The sequence below is a fragment of the Vibrio sp. Vb1755 genome (genome assembly GCF_033338635.1).
In the GTDB taxonomy this organism is placed as follows: Bacteria; Pseudomonadota; Gammaproteobacteria; order Enterobacterales; family Vibrionaceae; genus Vibrio; species Vibrio alginolyticus.
The window spans coordinates 22,164-44,343 of the sequence record NZ_JAWOTA010000020.1; the positions used below are offsets into that span (position 1 = coordinate 22,164).

Consider the following 22,180-nt stretch of genomic DNA (forward strand, 5'->3'; position numbering starts at 1 on the left):
CTCAGAGCGTTTCACTCCTTTCACCGAGACTCATTTTCAGTGCTCTTACACAATGATACTATTCATAAAAAGTACGCCCCAAAAGGATAAATAATGAAAGTAATCAGCTTTAACATCAATGGACTACGTGCGCGACTGCACCAACTCCAAGCGCTAATCGACAAACACCAACCTGATGTAATTGGTCTTCAGGAAATTAAAGTTCACGATGAAGCATTCCCGATTGAAGCTGTCGAAGCCATGGGCTACAAAGTGTATTTTCATGGTCAAAAAGCACATTACGGCGTAGCAATGCTTTGTAAGCAAGAGCCTCTACACGTACAAAAAGGGTTCCCGACGGATAACGAAGAACATCAAAAGCGCATGATCATGGCAACGTTTTTAAATGAAAACGGCGAAAAGGTCACTGTGCTAAACGGCTACTTCCCTCAAGGGGATAACATCAGCCACGAAACCAAATTCCCATACAAGCGCCAATTCTATAAAGATCTGATGACCTACCTAAACGATCATCACAATAACGACGAGCAATTGATTGTTATGGGTGACATCAACATCAGCCCTATTGATGCAGATATCGGTATCGGCGAGCCAAACCGTAAACGTTGGCTAAAAACAGGTAAATGTTCATTCCAACCTGAAGAGCGCGAATGGTTGAAAACCTTACTAGACTGGGGCTTTGTGGACACCTTCCGTAAGCTATACCCAGAGGTGAACGATCAATTTTCGTGGTTTGACTACCGTTCTCGCGGTTTTGATGATAACCGTGGCCTACGAATTGATGTCATTTTGGCAACCCCTTCTCTAGCGGAAAAGTGTATTGAATCTGGTATCGACTATGAGCTTCGTGGTATCGAGAAGCCTTCAGATCACGCACCAATCTGGTCGACATTTAAGTAATTTATTGCAAAGCTATAAGCGAGACTCAACGCTAAGCTTAGTCCAATAAAAAGGGAGACTCAGTCTCCCTTTTTCATACAAATTACTATTTAATCACTGATTCAGCGGCCAAACCGTTTGACCATCAATAGTTATCGGTGTTTGAGCAAATTCGTTCAGACAGTAGCCTGTATTACTACTTGCAAAGTAAGTGAGCGGCATCGGTGGTAGATTCAGCGCCACAACCTGCTGTTTCGCTTTTTCTGTGAACGAGAACCCCCACATATCGAGATAGTTAGTCATATCTCGCTGAGAGATGTAGCTCAGAGCAATAAGCAACCAGTCGTTGTTCGAGATGCTATTTACTTCTTCCCGAGAGTAGTTGGCGAAACCAATGCTCAATCGTCTCTCATCCCAAAGCGCATCGTCCGATTTTAAGCGGTTAAACTCACGTTCAATCAGGTGCAAGCGCGCCAATAAATGCCAACCATTTTTAAGCACACCTTCATGCTGCGCCGCCATCATCATTTGAATGTAAACACGAGCGCCCCAACTCCAACTGGTTTGATTTTGCGCAGCCATGTATGCGTTTGGATCCGCTTGAGTTCGGCTAACTTGCAATAATTCAAACTGGCCTTTGAAATCCAAGCTTTGGCAAGTTGAAAATTTTCCCGTATTCTGGAAGAAACGAGACTTACTGTAATACGAGTAGTAATTGGTCGTTGAATGCCCTTCCCAGCCTGAAAATCGGAATCGACCTTTTTCTAAACCATGACCAAGCTCATGTAAATCACCGTGACCGAGTGGGCTGAATGACCAGTAAGCATCGTAAGGGTTACCCGAACAACCATAACCACACGTCGCTTGGTCAGCGTTCATGTGCTTCACCATATCAATATTGGCGATTTCCCAACCTTGGTTTTGGGCGTATTGAATAATTTCAGGCACTTCATCTATGCCCGGCCCTTGGAAACCTGCCAGCACATGCGGGTAGTTGTGAACATATTCTTCTGTTGCAAGCGCCATTTCCGAAGGGGTAGACCACATTTCATCGTTGACCGACTCCAACATTTTGTCGCGCTTTGAGTGTACTTCAAACCCAGGAGTGATCAGCTCAGCCCAATCGAATAAATTGGCTTCTAACTGTTGAATAAAAGCGTCGTTGTCCTTCTCACTTCTCCAAACTGGATGCTGTGCCACATGATTAAATTTCAGTTCAACCGGAACATCATTTTTGTCAAAGTGAACCTGTACTGGACCACCATAAGGAGAAGTCAGCGTGATGGTTTCACCCGGCTTCACTTCATAGCCGAATGAAGTCAGCAGTTTTGGTCGTGTGTATCCATCTTTGCTGAACTCATGAGTTGCACCACTTCTTAAAGTGTTGATGACAATCTTAGTCGCCACATCATTGCTGTCATTACGTTTAACCGTAAAGGTTTCCCCAGGAAGCGCATACACACCAGCCGAACGGAAGTTACGCTTTGATTCCATATTAATCGTTGCACTGATTCTCTTTATTTCAGGGCTAAACTCACTACGGCTGAAGTTCCCCATATTGGGTTGTTTTGGGTTTACGCTTCGGCTGTTGTATTGCACGTAATCGGCAAAGTACGACTTTAGGAATTCGGTCGTTTGGGTTGACTGTTTGTCCATCGGGAAGACAACCGTTTGACGATAATGATCAGCCAGCAATACCATGAGTTTTTCGTATTGGTAGCCGTTTTGATTAAACAAATCTACTTTTTGTTCATCAAGCTTTTGCAACCAATGGCGAATGCTGTTTGCCCCTGCATAAAATTGACTGTCCATATTCGCAGTGTCAGGGCAGGATTTGTCATCACACTTTGACAAGTCAACGTTGAAATTTTGAGATTCAAAACGAGACAACAGCGCTTGTTGTGTGATGACAGAGTCCGGCACAACGTTCATCAACGATGAAGGTTCCCAGTCGACCAAGCCTAACTTACGCCAATAGTTATCTCCCACATAATCAACATGGAATTTTTCCAAAATGTCTTGGCCAAGTTCAGTTAGTCCTCCATCCCAATGCAGGTATAGAACAGGAATTTGGGCTTGCTCAGCGTATTCCAAAGCTTCGAGTACTGGTTTGTTGGTATCTCCAGATTGCAGATGCTGTGACAAGATCAATAAGTTTGGAGTATTGGTTTGCAAGCAGCTAAGTAGCTTCGAACCATCGCATAGGCTGGCCTCGTTAAACGCCAACTCTTGTGAAACATTGTCTTTTAGCCAATTCCGAGTCGCTTGCTCATCCGGAAAGTAATAAGACTGATCCATTTGCGCGATGACGACGTTTGAAGTAACTCCGCCCGACAACCAAGTGACCAGGTTACTTAACCATTGCGTCATCGCAGAGTTGGAAGAGTCGGGAAAACGTTGTGCCGTTCTAAATGGGTTACTCCCTAATAGTGCGTAACGTTGACCATTAGACTTTTCCCCGGCAACGCCAATTGACAGAGCTTGATCTTTGTAACCGCTTGCCATGGCCTTATTGGTCATCAAGATGGTGTCGTTGAAGCCATACTGAGGTGCCAAGATCGCGGCATCATGGGTTGGATCCCAATAAAGACCTGAAAGGTTTTTCGCAATTGCAGATTTGATCGTATTCGACTGCATCTTGTGAGCTTCTACAACCTGACGACTTTTACGAATGAATTCGCTCGGGTCAGAAACGAGCAGTGCATTACCAGTTTCAAGAGCTTGTTGAACTGGAGCTGGCGTTGGTTTTACTTGAGCATTAGGTTGTGATTCTCCCTCTCCCCCACCACATCCTGTGGCTAAGGCGGCAATGCCCAACGATAGAATTGTTTTTTTCATTTTTACTTACTAAACAATGAGTTTACCGAATGTTAATGTAAGTTGATGAATAATAAGAAAGAGTCTTTTACATCGACTGAAAAAATAGGAATGAAGATAACAAAATTATCAAAAGCAATAGCACCCACTCCGATGCTATTGCCTCTATTGATAATTAGCTTAAAGGACGCAGATAAGCTAAGAAACGCTTCTCTGCCACTTTAAAACACCACAAGATCATAAACGTCAGTGCCATGTAGAACAGCCCCGCCGTCAGGAAAGACTCAAATGGTGCATAGTAGCGCGAGTTAACTAGACGCGCAGCACCAGTTAAATCCATGATGGTAACGATGCCCGCGACTGCACTTCCGTGCAGCATAAATATGACCTCGTTTGAATAAGCTGGTAATGCTCGACGCAATGCACTCGGCAAGATAATACGTCTGTATGTCATAAACTTACTCATGCCATACGCTTTCGCAGCTTCCACCTCACCTTTCAGCAAACCATTAATCGCACCACGAATAATTTCTGCGGTGTAAGCCGATGTATTAAGAATAAAAGCGACCAAAGCACAGAACCAAGCGTTCTCCCATAAGGTATCTTTCACAGGGAAAAACTGATCCATGCCGTAGTAAATCAAATACAGCTGAACCAATAGCGGCGTTCCACGGAAAAAGTAAATGAATCCCCAAGAAGGTAAGCTTAGAGCGTAATTGGTACTATTGCGTGCCACGGCTAATGGGATAGAGACACACAAGCCAATAACCAACGCTAATCCCACTAACCAAACTGTTGTCCAAAGTCCCTGAAGATAAGTTGGAAAGCTTTCAATAATCAAAGAAAAGTCCATAACTTACCTCGCATGAATACTGAACTTACGCTCAACAAGCTTGAGTAGCCCGGTCGAAACGCTGGTAAAAAATAGAAAGATGAGCGCGACAGCCATGTAAAAGGTGAACGGCATTTTGGTTGTACCTGCTGCCAATGAGCTCATTCTCACCATGTCATCCAGACCAATAATGGAAACTAACGCAGTGGTCTTAAGTAACACTAACCAGTTATTACCAAATCCAGGTAATGCATGACGAATCATCTGAGGCAGTAAGATTCTTCTAAACGATAAAGCAGAACTCATCCCATAAGCTTTCGCCGCTTCTAGCTCACCTTTGTCCACCGCCATGATCGCTCCACGAAAAGTCTCCGCCATGTAGGCGCCAAAGATAAAACCAATCGTGAGTACACCAGCAATAAATGGGCTGACATCAATATAATCAGGTAAGTAAGACGTCCATTCATGGTTTGGATCACTCGAGGCAAACCACTCGTTGAGCGTTTCGTTGATGGAGTAAAGGCTGTTATTTAAAAGTATTTGTCCACCAAAGAAAATTAGCATCATCAGAACCAAATCTGGAATGCCGCGAATGACTGTGGTGTAAAGAGTGGCAATCGCCCTTGCCCATTTGTAAGGCGCTAACTTAGCTAATGCGCCAAGCATGCCTAAGACCATGGCGAGAATGAGTGAAAGCACTGCAACTTCTATTGTTACTAAAGCTCCTTTCAAAATCGAAGCTTCGTATCCTTGTAAATCTAGCATAGGTGAGTTCCTAATCCCTAAACTCAAAAAATCGACCGTTGACTACTTCTAGGAACAAGCCAACGGTCGCTTAATTACGGTTTATTCACCGTACACATCGTAGTTAAAGTATTTACCAGCAATTTCTTGGTAAACACCTTTCTCACGTAGTGAAATAATTGCTGCGTCGAGTTTCTTCGTCAGATCTTTGTCTTGTTTACGAACAGCGATCCCCATACCTTCACCAAACCATTTTGGATCGGTTAACGACGGTCCAACAAACTCATAAGCTTCTCCACCTGCTTTGTTGATCACACCCTCTTCTAGAGCCGACGCATCACCTAAAACGGCAGCAATTCGACCATTTTCTAGATCAAGATACGCTTCATCAAAAGAGCCATAACGCACAATTTCAACATCATCGCCGTAGTTGTCAGTTAAGTACTTGTCATGTGTCGTCGCACGTTGCACGCCAATTTTGACATCTTTAAGATTATCAAAATCTAGACCAGCACCTTTCTTAGCGATAAATTTATTTGGAATTTGTGCGTACTTGCCAGTGAAATCGACTTTTTTCTTGCGCTCTTCAGTGATAGACATTGCTGCGATGATGGCATCGTACTTACGTGCAAGCAGAGAAGGAATAATACCATCCCAATCTTGAGCGACGATTTTGCACTTCACTTGCATCTCTTCACAGAGTGCATTTGCCATGTCTACGTCAAAGCCTTTTATTGAGCCATCAGTTTCTGTCCAGCTAAACGGAGGGTAAGCACCTTCGATACCAAAGCGAACTGTTTTCCATTCTTTCGCTTGAGCAACACCTGATACTGCCGTTGCAGCAATCGTTGCTGCTAATAACCACTTTTTCATTTCCATACTCCTGTGATTGCTATTTTATTTCGTTTTGTTTGTTGTGTTGGCTTAGGAGGCAATAGTCTGCCGCCTAACAAATATTAGTAAATGGATGAGATAAACTGCTGTAATCGTTCTGAATCCGGGTTTGTAAATAGCTTAGCTGGATTTCCCTGTTCTTCCACTAAGCCTTGATGTAAAAACATCACATGGTTTGATACGTCACGTGCAAACGCCATTTCGTGCGTGACCACCAGCATAGTTCGCCCTTCATCTGCCAAATCTCTCATTACCCCCAAAACTTCTCCTACAAGTTCTGGGTCAAGCGCAGAAGTTGGCTCGTCAAACAACATCACCTCTGGGTCAACTGCTAGCGCACGGGCAATAGCTGCACGTTGCTGCTGGCCGCCAGATAAGTGCCCAGGGTAATAATCTTTACGCTCATACAAGCCTACTTTCTTAAGCAAGACTTCTGCATTTTCAATCGCTTGAGCTTTTGGCACGCCTAAGACATGAACAGGCGCCTCAATCACGTTTTCTAGTACGGTTAGGTGAGACCAGAGGTTGAAACCTTGGAAAACCATTGCCAGGCGCGAGCGAATACGTTGGACTTGCTTTTCATTAGCAGGAACAGATTCACCTGCTCTGTTGTTCTTCATTTGGATTAATTCACCATTTACCCAAATTTCGCCCGCGGTAGGCGTTTCTAGCAAGTTGATACATCTGAGAAAGGTACTCTTACCTGAGCCGGAAGAGCCAATGATGGAGATAACATCTCCTTTGTGCGCGGCAAGTGAAATGCCTTTTAAAACTTCATTTTGTCCAAATGTTTTGTGCAGGTCTTTTATATCTAGCGCTGGTACATCATTCATGCGCCCTACTCCCTGTGTTTTTGTCACTGCAATTAAGGGACTCCGCCCTCTCTAATTCGGAACAAATTAGCACCGCCCCTTGAAACTTGCAACAAATTATTAACCTAAATAATTCGAATAGAAAGATACGATAGGCAAATTAATATGCAATATATAGCAACATATTCTTCAAAAGTTGAATATTAAATATAAAAAAGCCCCTTTCAAAGGGGCTTAATAAATTTACAAAAGTGTTAATTGAAACCTATTCGAGGTCGCAATGAATTAATTAAAACGACTGACTACCAACGAGTTTGAAGTACGTAATGTCACTTCATTTTCTAAGCCTTCTTTTTCAGAAGTAATGATGCCATCTAGGTCTTCATCTAGTTCAGGCTCTGACGCTTCACCATTGGAAAAGAAGCTCATGAAAACTTTAGAATCAATATTACTATCTTCATTCACTACCAAAGCAGTGCGATTAAAATCGTCCGAAGCTGAAACTTTCAAACCGTTAACGGCCGATGTTGGGAAGTTGTAGTAATGCAATTCTGGAACAACAACAGAATCACTATCACTTGTTGTGAAAATGCGATGTGTGACTCTGTAGTCGCCTGAAGTTGCAAAGTAAGCGACACGAGTAAAGCCTTCAGTAGACGATGTTAAGCCCATGTCCAGATCAATCACGGACTCTGCACTTCCTTGCGTTGATACACTTGGTTTTGTGTTCGGCAGGTTATCAATATTTAAGTAAGCACTCGGATCAACGTCAATATCCCATCCGTCAGAGATCGTTTCGTTAAGTAGAGACTCCCAACCATTAACTTGATTCTCTGAGAACGCCATGTATACCCAAGTTTCTTTATTCGTTGCACTAGGGCGATTATATTCAACGGCCGTTTTATCCAGCTTCAACGCGTCATATGCAAAGCCGTTAGTAACAAAGCCAATGTTGAGCGAGTCGTAAGTATAGTCAGAAGACGAATAAATGTTTGACGTATTATCCGCTCTAACTAAGGCTATCTCACCAGTTCCCCACGAACCAATACCATACTGGTAAAGCGCTTTGTCGCTTGAACCTGATTCATACTGAAACAATGCCGTTGGTTCACCTTTAAGCCCCATCAGTTCATCAGTAGGCAACATATCAGGGTTCGGAGACGTGAAAATATCGGTTTGCGAGACAAAGTTGTAATCTCCGCCACCTGATTCAGCGTTTCGGTAATCTAAGTTAGTAAACTTATTGCTTGCTAAGTTACCGCCAGTAAAGCATTTGTTCAAAGAGTCTCGGTTTAGTGCAAAAGTAGCATTACGTAGTTTCTTATCTTGCAAGAACTCTTTTGAAAACGTGTTTACGCGAGCTTCTTTGCCGTTAAATTCTATTGCTTGAAACGTTACAAAGCCGCCGTCAGGGATATCTTCAAGATAAAACTTAAAGTTATCAGTGGTAGGTTTGATAATGTCTCCGGATCTTTTGCCATCGGCATCAGAGTAGTAACCGATAACATAGTTGGTCACTTGCTCTTTTGACGCTGCACTATAGGTTAAAACCGTTTTATCGCCGTTCAGCTCAGTTTTGTGGTCATATACAGTACAACCTTTCGTAGTTGCTTCACTTTCAGTCATTGTTGCTGGTATAGCAAAATCAAAAGTAAAGGCAGTTTTCGGCGCTGCACCACCGCCACCGCCGCCACCGCCGCCGCAACCGACCATTAACCCTGAGATGATTGCCACTAGTGGCAGTACTTTAAGCTGTTTCATGTCTTTTTCCTAAACTGAGCGGCAATGATTAGCCAAAAAATTGTCTTTGCTCTGTCCAAAGCAAGAATAAAGCCAGCTTTATATAATCACCGTGAATATTGACATTTAATCTGCATCTCGTGCAAAAGGACAAAAAGTTCTAATTTTATGCAACTTGTGTAATGAAATTACACAAGATCTCCGCATCTCATTCGCATGCCAGAAACTTTCTGTAGTTTTATTTCACAACCATTCTTAAAGTGATCTAAATCAATCACCCTAAATGGCTATCTTGCTAGACTCCTGCCAAAAGATGAGGCTTTTTTTGCGCCTCAACACAATAAGTTATTAGCTATGCTTAGGCACAGTGTCGACGTGTAACAAATCTAACAATAGCTAGCATAAGCGTGCCGCAGGATGCGGATTAACACAATTGAATGAAGAATTCATAACTTTTAAATATATGAGGAATCTATGTCAGACGCAGTTAACAAAACGCACTCTGATTCAGATATCGAGACCAAGAGCTACCGTGAGCTTCATCGTCCAGCATCTGAGTTCGCAAGCCGTTCAGACTACCTAGACCACGAACTACAAATCATGAAGCCACGTCGTTTTGGCTTGAACTTGCCAGGTCGTGACTTCCGCTTTGAGCTTGAAGACCTTGTTCCAGCGCTTGCTGGTACTATCGGTATTATCGCAATGTACTCTGCGGTAATGATGTCTTGGGCTGAAGGTCTTACTGCAGCATGGGACCACGTAAACTTAGGCAAGGACTTTGCTATCGAAGTTGCGCGTGTAGAAATGCTCATCCCTGCACTTCTTTTCTGTGTACTTGCCTCTGGTTTTATTAACCCTAAAGCCAACCTAGCAGGCAACCACGGCCCAATGATCCCTCTTATTGGTACCATCGCTCTTGCTGGTGCTCACCCTCTTGCATTAGCAATTCTCATTGGTGTGTTTGGTTTGATTTTGAGCCTCTTAAAAGGTGGGTCAAAACTGGTTAACCTCACCTCTGAAGGTACGGCTGGTGGCCTTCTTATTTTCTTAGGTTTAACCGGAACCATGAGCCAAATTAACTCTATTCAAGCTTGGGCTGTTGGTTTGCAATCCGATACGGTTGCCGCTGGTAGCATGGGTTACATCGGTCTAATTGTTCTTGCGGTTACCATTGGCTTATACGCGTTCCTTGCTAAAGTGAACAAACGCTGGCTAGCGATCCCTGTTTGTGCCTTCACTGGACTTGCAATCGCACTTGCTCTTGGCGCAGGCTTCGATATTAAATTCGTAACCGAGACAGGCCTTCCAAACCTAAATCCAATCTACTGGTGGGGTTCAACAGAAGAAGGTTGGATGCTTGGTCTTCCTAATATGGAACACTTCATCGCTTCACTACCATTCGCCATTCTTGCGGTAGCAATGTGGTCACCTGACTTCTTGGGTCACCGTATCTTCCAAGAGATGAACTACCCACGTAAGAGTGAGAAAGTGCTGATGGACGTTGATGACACAATGACAATGTGTTCCGTTCGCCAAATGGTCGGTACTGCAGTGGGTGGTGGTAACATCACATCATCTTGGGGGACTTACATGATCCCTGCTGCAATCGCGAAACGCCCTATTCCTGCTGGTGCCATCTTACTAGGCTCTCTATGTATTATTGTTGCAATCCTTGGTTTTCCTATGGACGTTGCAGTATGGCCTCCAGTTATGCGCGTTGCTCTTCTCGTTGGTGTATCTCTACCACTGCTTGAAGCTGGCATGCAGATGGTGAAGGACTCGAAAGACTCACAAGCAGCAGGCATTTGTATCTTTGGTTCTGCCGTTGTTAACCCAGTTCTAGCTTGGGCACTAACTATGCTTTTAGATAACAACGGTTTAATTGGAGATAAAGAGCGCGCGTCTCGCCTATCATTTGTAGACAAGATTGTGATCCCAGTAAGCGTACTTGTTATCTGTTTAGTTGCTATGCTTGCAGTTGGTATGCTTGAAGGCCAGTATGGCATCCAAGCTTGGCTATAAGCTAGCAGTCTAGAAATTTGTGGGTAGCGCTCGTCGCTACCCCATTTTTATCGAGATTTTTGAGGATTTATTGATTTAGTTTAAGGTTTGCAAAAAAATTTTAGTTTAACCTCTAACTGTTGCTTAAAAAGAGAAACGTTAAAACTAGTGACAATATTTATAGTTTTGTAAATCGAATACGTAAATTTAAGACTATAAATATTGTTATTCATAAGAGTGTACTGTTCCCCTCTTTTATCTGGGGATAGCTGGCTCAACGGCGAAGCAGTACGTATTTTTTTCTACTAAAAAGGTAGGTATGTCATGGCAGAGCAATTTGCTAAAGCTTGGGAAGGTTTTGCTGCAGGCGACTGGCAAAACGAAGTAAACGTTCGTGATTTCATTCAGAAGAACTACACTCCGTACGAAGGCGACGAATCTTTCCTAGTTTCTGAAGGTACTGAAGCGACTAACAAGCTTTGGGCTAAGGTAATGGAAGGCATCAAACAAGAGAACGCGACTCACGCTCCTGTTGATTTTGATACTTCAGTTATCTCTACCATCACTGCTCACGATGCAGGCTACATCGAAAAAGACCTAGAAACTATCGTAGGTCTTCAAACTGACGCTCCTCTAAAACGTGCGATCATCCCTAACGGTGGTATCCGCATGGTTGAAGGTTCATGCAAAGCCTACGACCGCGAGCTAGACCCACAAGTTAAAAAAATCTACACAGAATACCGTAAAACTCACAACCAAGGCGTTTTCGATATCTACACTCCTCAAATCATGGCGTGTCGTAAATCTGGCGTACTGACTGGTCTTCCAGATGCATACGGTCGTGGTCGTATCATCGGTGACTACCGTCGTGTTGCTCTATACGGTATTGACTTCCTAATGAAGGATAAATTCGCGCAGTTCTCTTCTCTACAAGAGCGTTTTGAGAACGGCGAAGACCTACAAATGACAATGCAGCTTCGTGAAGAGATCGCAGAGCAACACCGTGCTCTAGGTCAAATCAAAGAAATGGCTGCAAAATACGGTTGTGATATTTCTCGTCCTGCTGAAACTGCGCAAGAAGCTATTCAGTGGACTTACTTCGGTTACCTAGCTGCTGTTAAATCTCAAAACGGTGCGGCTATGTCTCTAGGTCGTACTTCTACGTTCCTAGACATCTTCATCGAACGTGATATCGCGGCTGGTAAGCTAACTGAAGAACAAGCTCAGGAAATGATCGACCACTTCGTAATGAAACTACGTATGGTTCGTTTCCTACGTACTCCTGAGTACGATGATCTATTCTCTGGCGACCCTATCTGGGCAACTGAGTCTATGGGTGGTATGGGTCTTGACGGTCGTACGCTAGTTACTCGTACAAACTTCCGTTTCCTAAACTCACTATACACTATGGGTCCTTCTCCAGAGCCAAACATCACTGTTCTTTGGTCTGAGCAACTACCTGAAGGCTTCAAGAAGTTCTGTGCGAAAGTATCTATCGATACTTCTTCTATTCAGTACGAAAATGACGACCTAATGCGTCCAGACATGAACTCTGACGACTACGCGATCGCATGTTGTGTATCTCCAATGGTTGTTGGTAAGCAAATGCAGTTCTTCGGTGCTCGTGCGAACCTTGCGAAAACAATGCTTTACACCATCAACGGTGGTGTGGATGAGAAGCTAAAAATCCAAGTTGGCCCGCAAATGCCTAAGATCGAAGGCGATGTTCTTAACTACGATGAACTGTGGGAGAAAATGGACCACTTCATGGATTGGCTAGCGAAACAATATGTGACTGCACTAAACGCTATCCACTTCATGCACGATAAGTACAGCTACGAAGCGGCACTAATGGCTCTACACGACCGTGACGTTAAACGTACTATGGCTTGTGGTATTGCTGGTCTATCTGTTGCGGCTGACTCACTATCTGCAATTAAATACGCAAAAGTTAAGCCAATTCGTGACGAAGACGGTCTAGCAATCGACTTCGAAATCGAAGGCGATTACCCTAAATTCGGTAACAACGACCCACGCGTTGATGACATTGCATGTGAACTTGTTTCTGTATTTATGGGCAAAATCCGTAAGCTTAAGACTTACCGTGATGCAATCCCTACTCAGTCAATTCTTACTATCACTTCAAACGTGGTTTACGGTAAGAAAACTGGTAACACGCCTGACGGTCGTCGTGCTGGTGCTCCATTTGCTCCAGGTGCAAACCCAATGCACGGTCGTGACGAGAAAGGTGCTGTAGCATCACTAACTTCAGTTGCTAAACTGCCGTTTGCTGACGCACAAGATGGTATCTCTTACACATTCTCTATCGTACCTAACGCACTAGGTAAAGATGAGGGTTCACAACGCGCTAACCTTGCTGGTCTTATGGATGGTTACTTCCACCACGAAGCGGGTATCGAAGGTGGTCAACACCTAAACGTGAACGTTCTTAACCGTGAAACTCTAGAAGACGCAGTTAAGCACCCAGAGAAATACCCTCAGCTAACAATCCGTGTATCTGGTTACGCTGTTCGCTTCAACTCTCTAACTGCAGAGCAACAAGCTGACGTAATCGCGCGTACATTCACTGAGTCTCTATAAGACTATAGCGAAATAACGTTCTAGTAATACAACAAAGGCTGATGCTAAGTAGCATCAGCCTTTTTTTATTTCTTGAATGAAAGTTGTGATATCGCGAAAGACTTTTGCCCGCATTCTTACGTATGATGCGAAAAAAGTTAGCAAATAAAGTCTATGAGATTTAGTAAATTAATTATTCTTACCCTTCTTTCTCCAGTTGCAATAGCATCCACTAAGTCTACGGTTTCTTTTACCATCGACAACGATGGTATTTTTGGCGTCGATCAAGACTATACGAATGGTGTTTTCCTTTCTTACGCGACAGACCAACTGACACAAGAAAGCCAATGGAAATGGCTGAGTCTAGCTAACTCAGAGCACGCCAATATCGATAAAATAGAGTTGGTTCTTGGCCACAAGATGTGGACTCCAAGCGACATTGAAGCCGATTATCCACTAATCAATGATCGCCCATATGCCGGTTACCTACACACCGAAATCAACTACCTTTCCCTAACGAGTGACAAAGCTGTACGGTACAATTTCACCATAGGAACTACGGGTGAAAGTTCGCTATCAGAAAAGGCGCAAGAAATCGTTCACGGCATAACAGGATCGACGGACCCTCAAGGTTGGGATTACCAGATTGAAGATAAAGTGGCGTTCAGCCTTGGTTACCGCGTATTTAACAAATTGATGCGCAGCGAAGAACAAAAAACACAATGGGAGATCACCAACATTAACGACATCAATGCGGGTAACTTCCGTAGTGATGTCTCTCAAGGCGTCATGTTTCGTTGGGGTACAAACCTAGCGAATAGCATCGGAGCCGCCAATATCAGTGTCGAAAGCCCTTTCTCAGCAAGTATGATCGCTCAGAACACGTCGAGTTGGTTCTTGTTCACCGGGTTTGAAGGTCGTTACCGCTTTAATGACATGACTATCGAAGGAGATCGTCCTGGCATTCCTGAACCGTCAGCGCCATACGACGTCACACTGCAAAATTGGCAAGCAAGTGCCGTCGCGGGAGTATCTTGGTACAACCAAAATTACGGTGCAAGCATCACCTTTACAATTAAAACACCGGATTATGAAGAAGCCCAAACCGATGTTTATGGGACAGGCTCGTTCTCCGTGTTCGCCTTTTTCTAAAAACTGGATTATCCCAGCATCGAAGTCAATCTAGATACACGGCAAGTTCTCGGGGTAGGTATTAACCACCTCGTGTTCAAGCGTTTATGCAGATTGGCTCCATCTATTTTCTTTCTTCAAATAACCTTGCCTTTAGTACCGACAAAGCTGTTTTAACCCTGCTTTTTGTAATAAAATAACAGCTAGAATTTACTAGTAATGAGAGCAAAAGATGTCAACAGCTGGTCGTATTCACTCATTTGAGTCATGTGGTACCGTAGACGGACCTGGTATTCGATTTATCGTCTTCTTGCAAGGTTGTTTAATGCGCTGTAAGTATTGCCATAACCGCGATACTTGGGACACGCATGATGGCAAAGAAGTCACGGTTGAAGAAATCATTTCCGAAGCGAAAAGTTACCGCCACTTCATGAATGCATCAGGTGGTGGCGTTACTTGTTCTGGCGGCGAAGCGATGCTTCAACCGGAATTCGTACGTGATTTTTTCCGCGCAGCTAAAACCGAAGGCATTCATACATGTCTAGATACTAACGGTTATGTTCGTAAGCACACTGATGTTATCGATGAAGTACTGGATGCAACAGACTTAGTCATGCTTGACATCAAACACATGAAAGACGAAGTGCACCAAGATCTCATCGGTGTATCCAACCGACGCACATTGGACTTTGCTCGTTACTTGCAAAAAATCGGAAAGAAAACATGGATTCGCTATGTCGTCGTGCCTGGTTACACAGATGACCCAGAAGCAGCACACATGCTTGGTGAATTTATTAAAGACATGGATAACATCGAAAAGGTCGAGTTACTTCCTTACCACAAATTAGGGGCTCATAAGTGGGAAGCGTTAGGCTTAGAATACCCACTCGAAGGCGTAAACCCGCCACCGAAAGAAACCATGGATGAAATTCAATCCATTCTTGCTCAATACAACGATAACGTAAAATACTAAGTGAACCGCAAGACTAACCTCTTTAAAATACCAGCTTATTGCTGGTATTTTTTTGATTATATCTAAGCCTTATCAGTGAGTTTCTCTGCGGTCATTTAGGTATAAAAAGAACGATAGAAATGATTGCGTCATGTTCGCATAGGAAGGAAGTAACATGGATTTGTTTAACTTAGGCTCTCTTGTTGTCTCAATTTGGATAGTAGTAGTCTACTGCCTACCAGATTGGAAAAAAGTCGTTTGGCCCAAACTGGAAAAAGAAAAAGGATTTCAGCACCTCGTTTTTGCAACGCTCTTCTTTTTCAGTATTTTATGGGCCGCTCAAGCAGGTGTAAAAGAAGGATTACAGATTCATTTTCTTGCACTAACAACGCTGACGATGATGTATGGTTGGCGCATGGCATTTATACTCAGCATTCCCGCTATGTTGGTCAACCACCTACTACATGATGTGTCCTTGCTACTCTTACCCACGTCGTTAGTTCTATCTGCCCTAATTCCGATTTTCATTAGTTACTTAGTGTTTCTTCTGAGTTACCACTACTTGCCACGAAACATTTTTGTTTTCATCTTCGTTGCTGGATTTTTCAATGGCGCGATAACAGGAAGTCTGCACCTCATCATTAACTCTTTTTATCACCTATCAGTTGGTCACTACGATTGGGAAACCATTCAACATAACTACTTTGTTTTTGTGCCGTTGCTCGCCTTTCCAGAAGGTCTATTAAATGGTATGGCACTGGCGGTTTTAACCGTATTCAAGCCAGAGTGGCTGAGAGTATTTTCAGACCGAGACTACATATACAATCATTACCATAAATAAGTGTTTTCAAACTGGTCAAAAGTGACAGTTCTTGCCATTTTTTAGTATTAAATATGTGTTGAGATCATGTTTCACTCATGTCTTAAGCGTTAACCTAAGCACATTAAAAATGTATTAGATATCTAGTGAGGTCACCATGGAAATGTCAAACGCTCAACGTTTGATTCTATCAAACCAATACAACCTTATGTCTCAACTTGATCCAAGTAATGCGGCCAAATACAAACGCTTACAAACGATCGTTGAACGTGGTTATGAACTACAAATGCGAGAGTTGAACAAAGATTTCGGCTGCCTCTCAGAAGCAGAATGTCGTGAGATCATCGACGTTATGGAGATGTATCATGCGATGCAAGAATCTTACAACATGCTAGACGATGAAGACCGCAGCAACGTAGATCAGCGCCGCTTGAAGTTCTTGGGATTTGATATCGCTTCAGAAGCGCAACAAGTACATTACGTACGTTTTCTCATCGATTCTGAAGGTTTGTACCCTCAGTTTGACAAGGCAGATCATCACTTTAACAGCCAAATGCCGATGCTAGATAAATACCGCCGTATGCTGCAAACTTGGCGTAACTGCCCTCGTCAGTATCATTTATGTGAAAACGAACTAGCGCAAATCTTCAGCGCATAAAATGGTCGTCTAAGAATGAGGAGAGCGCCCGCTCTCCTTGTTATTTACCCTGTCACAAACTTATCTAAGACTTTGCTCTCTTCCTACCTCTTTCACTTACCTTGCTCAATGTAGAACAACGAATCACTGAGACTCTTCTGTCTTTGCCAAATATTTGATTTCTATTGCACCTATTCACGACATAAATTCGTCCTTAATAAAAGAGTGATTCAAATGTCACTTTTACAATAAATTCATAATTGTTAAGCAAAATTGCAAATCCCCGACTAGGCTTAAGTAGAGAAAGGCTGTGATTGAAAAATTCATATCCACCGCTCACCGTTGTAACGAAAAAACCGTCCATAAAGCAAAGTCTTTGGTGTCGCCAATCTTACATTCTGTACGAACCAAATGTGATAACAGGACGTATATTCAAACAACAACGAGCATAACTGTTGGTGGAAAGCCTGAATCAACGTTCGTCGGTAGACTGACTATTAAAGGGGAAAGCGACATGAGTATTTTCGACCACTATCAATCAAGATATGAAGCTGCAAAAGATGAAGAGATGTCGTTACAGGAGTTTTTAGCCCTGTGTAAAGATGACAAAAGCGCTTATGCTAATGCAGCAGAACGCCTACTGATGGCGATTGGTGAACCAGAGATAATCGATACGGCAAAGGATCCGAGACTAAGCCGAATCTTCTCGAATCGTGTTATCTCTCGTTATGAAACCTTTAAAGACTTTTATGGCATGGAAGATGCCATAGAACAAATTGTGTCTTACCTAAAACATGCGGCGCAAGGCCTAGAAGAGCGTAAGCAGATTCTTTACTTACTCGGCCCTGTAGGTGGCGGTAAGTCTTCGCTTGCAGAAAAGCTTAAGGCTCTGATGGAACAGATGCCTATTTATGTTCTTACTGCTAACGGCGAACGCAGCCCAGTGAATGACCATCCATTCTGCCTATTCAAAGCCACAGAAGATGGCGATATTTTGAAAAAAGAATATGGCATCGAGCACCGTTATCTTCGCTCGATCATGTCTCCTTGGGCCGCTAAACGTCTTCACGAGTTTGGTGGTGATATCACCAAATTTAAAGTAGTGAAAGTACGCCCTTCTATCCTTGACCAAATCGGTATTGCCAAAACTGAACCAGGCGATGAAAACAACCAAGATATCTCATCATTGGTTGGTAAAGTCGATATTCGTAAGCTTGAACACTATTCGCAAGACGATCCAGACGCTTACAGCTACTCCGGTGCGCTGTGTAAAGCAAACCAAGGTTTAATGGAATTCGTTGAGATGTTCAAAGCACCAATCAAAGTGCTTCACCCGCTGTTAACAGCAACGCAAGAAGGCAACTTCAACGGTACAGAAGGCCTTTCTGCGATTCCATTCGACGGTATGATTCTGGCTCACTCAAACGAATCTGAGTGGCAGACCTTCCGTAACAACAAGAACAATGAAGCGTTCTTGGACCGTGTTTATATTGTGAAAGTACCTTACTGTCTACGTGTTTCAGAAGAAGTCAAAATCTACCAAAAACTTCTCGAAAACAGTGAGTTGTCTCAAGCCCCTTGTTCACCAAGCACGCTCGAGACTCTGGCACAATTCAGTATTCTTTCTCGACTTAAAGAGCCTGAAAACTCGTCCATCTTCTCTAAGATGCGCGTATACGACGGTGAAACGCTGAAAGATACGGATCCAAAGGCAAAAAGCTATCAAGAGTATCGTGATTATGCTGGTGTCGATGAAGGCATGAACGGTCTCTCAACACGTTTTGCCTTTAAGATTTTGTCACGCGTATTTAACTTCGACCAAACCGAAGTGGCAGCCAACCCTGTACATCTATTCTATGTGATTGAACAACAGGTTGAGCGCGAACAGTTCCCTGCTGAAACAGCAGAGAAATATCTCGAGTTCTTGAAAGGCTACCTAGTACCTCGATACGTTGAATTTATCGGTAAAGAGATTCAGACCGCTTATCTTGAGTCTTACTCTGAATACGGCCAAAACATCTTCGACCGATATGTCACCTATGCAGACTTCTGGATTCAAGACCAAGAGTACCGAGATCCAGAAACTGGTCAGCTATTTGATCGCTCTTCACTGAATGCTGAGCTAGAGAAGATCGAAAAAACAGCTGGTATTTCTAACCCGAAAGATTTCCGAAACGAAATCGTTAACTTTGTGCTTCGTGCGAAAGCGAATAACAATGGTCAAAACCCGGTTTGGACCAGCTACGAAAAACTGCGCACAGTAATCGAGAAGAAAATGTTCTCCAATACCGAAGAGCTACTTCCGGTTATCTCATTTAATGCGAAAACCTCTTCTGAAGATCAGAAGAAGCATGACGACTTTGTCGCTCGCATGATGGAAAAAGGCTATACCGAGAAACAGGTTCGCCTACTTTCTGAGTGGTACCTACGAGTACGTAAGTCATCCTAACCCAGTATTGAGTTAGGTCGCTTGTGAAACATGAAGAGGGCTATTTCATGGCGCAATTTATAGACCGAAGGCTCAATGGCAAGAACAAGAGCGCTGTTAATCGACAGCGCTTCTTGAAGCGCCACAAAGAGCAAATAAAAGAGTCGGTAGCAGACGCAGTGAATCGACGCTCGATTACGAATACGGAAACGGGCGAAGACGTCTCTATCCCTCACAAAGACATCAATGAGCCTATATTTCATCAAGGCAAAGGTGGTGTTCGAGAACGAGTTCATCCCGGTAACGACCAATTCATTACTGGTGATAAAATTGAGCGTCCCAAAGGTGGCGGTCAAGGTAGCGGCTCTGGAGAAGGGAACGCCAGTCCAGATGGAGAAGGCCAAGACGAATTTGTATTCCAAATATCAAAAGATGAGTACCTCGATATTTTGTTCGAAGATCTCGAGCTGCCTAATCTAGAAAAAAACCAAATTGCCAAAATCACAGAATGGAAAACGCACCGTGCAGGCTTTCAAACTGCCGGTATCCCTTCCAATATCGCCGTAGTACGCTCTCTGCAACAATCTCTTGCGCGCCGTACTGCAATGACTGCTGGTAAGAAACGACTTCTTAAAGAGTTAGAAGACGAACTTGCTCGCATCAAAAATATTGAACCTGCTCAGCAGTTTGAAGAGAACCGCTTGAAGGCTGAAATTGAAGAACTGCGCAAGAAAATCGAAAGCGTGCCGTTCATCGATACCTTCGACTTACGCTTCAAGAACTATGAGAAACGCCCGGTACCATCGAGCCAAGCGGTAATGTTCTGTCTAATGGACGTATCCGGTTCGATGGACCAGGCAACGAAAGACATCGCAAAACGCTTCTATGTTCTTTTGTACTTGTTCTTAACTCGTACCTACGAGAATGTCGAAGTCGTCTTTATCCGCCACCATACCCAAGCGAAGGAAGTGGACGAGCACGAATTTTTCTACTCACAAGAAACCGGGGGTACCATTGTATCTAGCGCGCTCAAGTTAATGGATGAAATAGTAAAAGAGCGATACCCGATTGGTCAGTGGAACATATATGCAGCTCAAGCATCCGACGGTGACAACTGGGCAGATGATTCGCCAAGATGCCGGGATCTGTTAGTGAACAAATTACTTCCAAACTGTCAGTATTACTCTTACATAGAGATCACGCGGCGATCGCACCAAACTCTATGGCATGAGTACGAAAAACTCACTGAAGAGTTTCCTAATTTCGCAATGAAAAACATTCGCTCTGTGGAGGATATTTTCCCAGTCTTTCGTGAACTATTCCAAAAAGAAACGGCGTAAGGAGGCTAGCGATGAATACCGCAACGAGAAACCTCTCAGGAGAGGCGCCTAAAAAGCGTAACAGTAAAGTGTTGCCAGATGGACCAGATTGGACATTTGAGCTGTTAGAGCGATACCACAAAGAAATTAAGCGTGTCGCGGAGCATTATCGCCTAGACACTTACCCTAACCAAATAGAAGTGATTACTTCAGAACAGATGATGGATGCCTACTCAAGTATCGGCATGCCAATCAATTACAACCACTGGTCATTTGGTAAAAAATTCATTCAAACAGAGCAGAACTATAAACATGGTCAAATGGGGTTAGCCTACGAGATTGTGATTAACTCCGACCCTTGTATTGCTTATTTGATGGAAGAAAATACGGTAACAATGCAAGCACTCGTTATAGCGCACGCGTGTTACGGCCATAACTCTTTTTTCAAAGGTAATTACCTATTCCAAACGTGGACTGACGCCAGCTCTATTATCGACTATCTGCTGTTCGCCAAAAAGTATTTAGCCGAGTGTGAAGAACGATATGGCGTAAAAGAAGTGGAAAAACTGCTCGACTCTTGTCACGCGTTAATGAACTTTGGTGTAGACCGCTACAAGCGTCCAGAGAAAATCTCAATTACAGAGGAAAAAGCAAGACAAGAAGAACGCGAAGCATACCTACAATCTCAAGTTAATGAGCTTTGGCGCACGGTACCGACAGCCAAGACGAAAGAGGAAGACATTAAAGAGCGATTCCCAAGCGAGCCTCAGGAAAACTTGCTCTACTTCTTCGAAAAACATGCGCCGTTGCTAGAGCCGTGGCAACGTGAAGTTGTTCGGATCGTCCGTAAGATCAGTCAGTATTTTTATCCGCAAAAACAAACGCAAGTTATGAATGAGGGCTGGGCAACGTTCTGGCACTACACCATACTCAACCATCTTTATGATGAGGGCTTGGTGTCTGAAAAATTCATTCTAGAGTTCTTACATAGCCACACCAGTGTCGTGGCTCAGCCGCCTTATAACAGTCCTTACTTTAATGGCATTAACCCCTACGCGTTAGGCTTTGCCATGTTCCGAGATATTAAGCGTATCTGTGAAGAACCAACTGATGAGGACAAAGAGTGGTTTCCAGACCTAGCAGGAACCGACTGGTTAGATGCAGTGCATTTCGCGATGCATAATTTCAAAGATGAAAGCTTTATTAGCCAATACCTTTCTCCGAAATTAATGCGTGATTTCAAGCTGTTTGCGATCAACGATGATGATCATAAGAACTTTATTGAAGTCGCTGCGATACACGATGAGATGGGTTATAAACGCATTAGAGAAACCTTAGCTGCTCAGTATAACTTATCTAATCTTGAGCCAAACATTCAGGTGTTTAATGTCGATGTCCGTGGTGATAGATCGCTTACGTTGCAGTACGTTCCTCACAACCGCATCCCACTTGATGATAGTTACGAAGAAGTTCTAAAGCACGTGTACCGATTATGGGGCTTTGATGTCATTCTCCAAGAAGTGAAAGACACCGGTCACCGAGAAGTGTTAGCAACCTGCCCTAAACGGAACCAATACGACACTAATATTTAACT

The 22,180-nt window shown here is 43.5% G+C and carries 16 protein-coding genes; 10 read left to right on the forward strand and 6 right to left on the reverse strand.

The window, feature by feature from the left end:
• The first annotated feature begins 93 nt into the window (after positions 1-93).
• Positions 94-900: an exodeoxyribonuclease III gene (xthA, locus tag R7E00_RS16495; RefSeq protein ID WP_005378433.1), complete on the forward strand. Its 807-nt coding sequence runs from the start codon at positions 94-96 to the stop codon at positions 898-900.
• Positions 901-993: 93 nt separating this feature from the next.
• Here the strand turns inward: xthA and R7E00_RS16500 are convergent, their stop codons facing one another.
• The 6 genes from R7E00_RS16500 to R7E00_RS16525 form a co-directional block, all read right to left on the reverse strand.
• On the reverse strand, positions 994-3,717 hold the full coding sequence (locus R7E00_RS16500) for an ImpA family metalloprotease (RefSeq protein ID WP_167415103.1): 2,724 nt from the start codon (positions 3,715-3,717) through the stop codon (positions 994-996).
• Between the two features lie 154 nt (positions 3,718-3,871).
• Complete coding sequence (locus R7E00_RS16505) at positions 3,872-4,549, reverse strand: ABC transporter permease (protein WP_213970503.1); 678 nt, start codon at positions 4,547-4,549, stop codon at positions 3,872-3,874.
• 3 nt (positions 4,550-4,552) lie between these two features.
• Positions 4,553-5,293, reverse strand: a complete 741-nt coding sequence (locus R7E00_RS16510; protein ID WP_005378436.1) for an ABC transporter permease — start codon at positions 5,291-5,293, stop codon at positions 4,553-4,555.
• 81 nt (positions 5,294-5,374) lie between these two features.
• Entirely contained in the window at positions 5,375-6,145 is a 771-nt protein-coding gene (locus R7E00_RS16515) for an ABC transporter substrate-binding protein (protein ID WP_005378437.1), read from the reverse strand.
• A gap of 83 nt (positions 6,146-6,228) precedes the next feature.
• Complete coding sequence (locus tag R7E00_RS16520; RefSeq protein WP_005378438.1) at positions 6,229-6,999, reverse strand: ABC transporter ATP-binding protein; 771 nt, start codon at positions 6,997-6,999, stop codon at positions 6,229-6,231.
• A 264-nt stretch (positions 7,000-7,263) separates the two neighbouring features.
• Positions 7,264-8,739, reverse strand: coding sequence for a hypothetical protein (locus R7E00_RS16525; RefSeq protein ID WP_017820023.1), 1,476 nt, complete (start codon positions 8,737-8,739; stop codon positions 7,264-7,266).
• A 453-nt stretch (positions 8,740-9,192) separates the two neighbouring features.
• Between R7E00_RS16525 and R7E00_RS16530 the strand changes: the two genes are divergently transcribed.
• The 9 genes from R7E00_RS16530 (at position 9,193) to R7E00_RS16570 (ending at position 22,178) form a co-directional block, all read left to right on the forward strand.
• Positions 9,193-10,740, forward strand: a complete 1,548-nt coding sequence (locus tag R7E00_RS16530) for a DUF3360 family protein (RefSeq protein WP_005378441.1) — start codon at positions 9,193-9,195, stop codon at positions 10,738-10,740.
• A gap of 303 nt (positions 10,741-11,043) precedes the next feature.
• Complete coding sequence (pflB, locus tag R7E00_RS16535) at positions 11,044-13,320, forward strand: formate C-acetyltransferase (RefSeq protein WP_005378442.1); 2,277 nt, start codon at positions 11,044-11,046, stop codon at positions 13,318-13,320.
• Between the two features lie 153 nt (positions 13,321-13,473).
• Positions 13,474-14,451 carry a lipid A deacylase LpxR family protein gene (locus tag R7E00_RS16540; protein WP_005378443.1) on the forward strand — a complete coding sequence of 326 codons (978 nt, stop codon included), beginning with the start codon at positions 13,474-13,476 and terminating at the stop codon, positions 14,449-14,451.
• 211 nt (positions 14,452-14,662) lie between these two features.
• Positions 14,663-15,403, forward strand: a complete 741-nt coding sequence (gene pflA / locus R7E00_RS16545) for a pyruvate formate lyase 1-activating protein (protein WP_005387854.1) — start codon at positions 14,663-14,665, stop codon at positions 15,401-15,403.
• Between the two features lie 154 nt (positions 15,404-15,557).
• Positions 15,558-16,223, forward strand: coding sequence for an energy-coupling factor ABC transporter permease (locus R7E00_RS16550; protein WP_104978939.1), 666 nt, complete (start codon positions 15,558-15,560; stop codon positions 16,221-16,223).
• A 136-nt stretch (positions 16,224-16,359) separates the two neighbouring features.
• Complete coding sequence (locus tag R7E00_RS16555; protein ID WP_005378446.1) at positions 16,360-16,860, forward strand: YfbU family protein; 501 nt, start codon at positions 16,360-16,362, stop codon at positions 16,858-16,860.
• Positions 16,861-17,353: 493 nt separating this feature from the next.
• The gene (locus R7E00_RS16560; protein ID WP_005378447.1) at positions 17,354-19,288 is read left to right on the forward strand and encodes a PrkA family serine protein kinase; all 1,935 of its coding nucleotides are present in this window, start codon (positions 17,354-17,356) and stop codon (positions 19,286-19,288) included.
• 47 nt (positions 19,289-19,335) lie between these two features.
• Entirely contained in the window at positions 19,336-20,607 is a 1,272-nt protein-coding gene (locus R7E00_RS16565; protein ID WP_005378448.1) for a YeaH/YhbH family protein, read from the forward strand.
• Positions 20,608-20,618: 11 nt separating this feature from the next.
• Positions 20,619-22,178 carry a SpoVR family protein gene (locus R7E00_RS16570; protein ID WP_005378449.1) on the forward strand — a complete coding sequence of 520 codons (1,560 nt, stop codon included), beginning with the start codon at positions 20,619-20,621 and terminating at the stop codon, positions 22,176-22,178.
• Positions 22,179-22,180 lie beyond the last annotated feature (2 nt).

Excerpts from the sequence above, each read along its gene's own strand:
- xthA (WP_005378433.1), top strand. The coding sequence starts at position 94 with ATGAAAGTAATCAGCTTTAACATCAATGGACTACGTGCGCGACTGCAC.
- R7E00_RS16500 (WP_167415103.1), bottom strand. The coding sequence starts at position 3,717 with ATGAAAAAAACAATTCTATCGTTGGGCATTGCCGCCTTAGCCACAGGA.
- R7E00_RS16505 (WP_213970503.1), bottom strand. The coding sequence starts at position 4,549 with ATGGACTTTTCTTTGATTATTGAAAGCTTTCCAACTTATCTTCAGGGA.
- R7E00_RS16510 (WP_005378436.1), bottom strand. The coding sequence starts at position 5,293 with ATGCTAGATTTACAAGGATACGAAGCTTCGATTTTGAAAGGAGCTTTA.
- R7E00_RS16515 (WP_005378437.1), bottom strand. The coding sequence starts at position 6,145 with ATGAAAAAGTGGTTATTAGCAGCAACGATTGCTGCAACGGCAGTATCA.
- R7E00_RS16520 (WP_005378438.1), bottom strand. The coding sequence starts at position 6,999 with ATGAATGATGTACCAGCGCTAGATATAAAAGACCTGCACAAAACATTT.
- R7E00_RS16525 (WP_017820023.1), bottom strand. The coding sequence starts at position 8,739 with ATGAAACAGCTTAAAGTACTGCCACTAGTGGCAATCATCTCAGGGTTA.
- R7E00_RS16530 (WP_005378441.1), top strand. The coding sequence starts at position 9,193 with ATGTCAGACGCAGTTAACAAAACGCACTCTGATTCAGATATCGAGACC.
- pflB (WP_005378442.1), top strand. The coding sequence starts at position 11,044 with ATGGCAGAGCAATTTGCTAAAGCTTGGGAAGGTTTTGCTGCAGGCGAC.
- R7E00_RS16540 (WP_005378443.1), top strand. The coding sequence starts at position 13,474 with ATGAGATTTAGTAAATTAATTATTCTTACCCTTCTTTCTCCAGTTGCA.
- pflA (WP_005387854.1), top strand. The coding sequence starts at position 14,663 with ATGTCAACAGCTGGTCGTATTCACTCATTTGAGTCATGTGGTACCGTA.
- R7E00_RS16550 (WP_104978939.1), top strand. The coding sequence starts at position 15,558 with ATGGATTTGTTTAACTTAGGCTCTCTTGTTGTCTCAATTTGGATAGTA.
- R7E00_RS16555 (WP_005378446.1), top strand. The coding sequence starts at position 16,360 with ATGGAAATGTCAAACGCTCAACGTTTGATTCTATCAAACCAATACAAC.
- R7E00_RS16560 (WP_005378447.1), top strand. The coding sequence starts at position 17,354 with ATGAGTATTTTCGACCACTATCAATCAAGATATGAAGCTGCAAAAGAT.
- R7E00_RS16565 (WP_005378448.1), top strand. The coding sequence starts at position 19,336 with ATGGCGCAATTTATAGACCGAAGGCTCAATGGCAAGAACAAGAGCGCT.
- R7E00_RS16570 (WP_005378449.1), top strand. The coding sequence starts at position 20,619 with ATGAATACCGCAACGAGAAACCTCTCAGGAGAGGCGCCTAAAAAGCGT.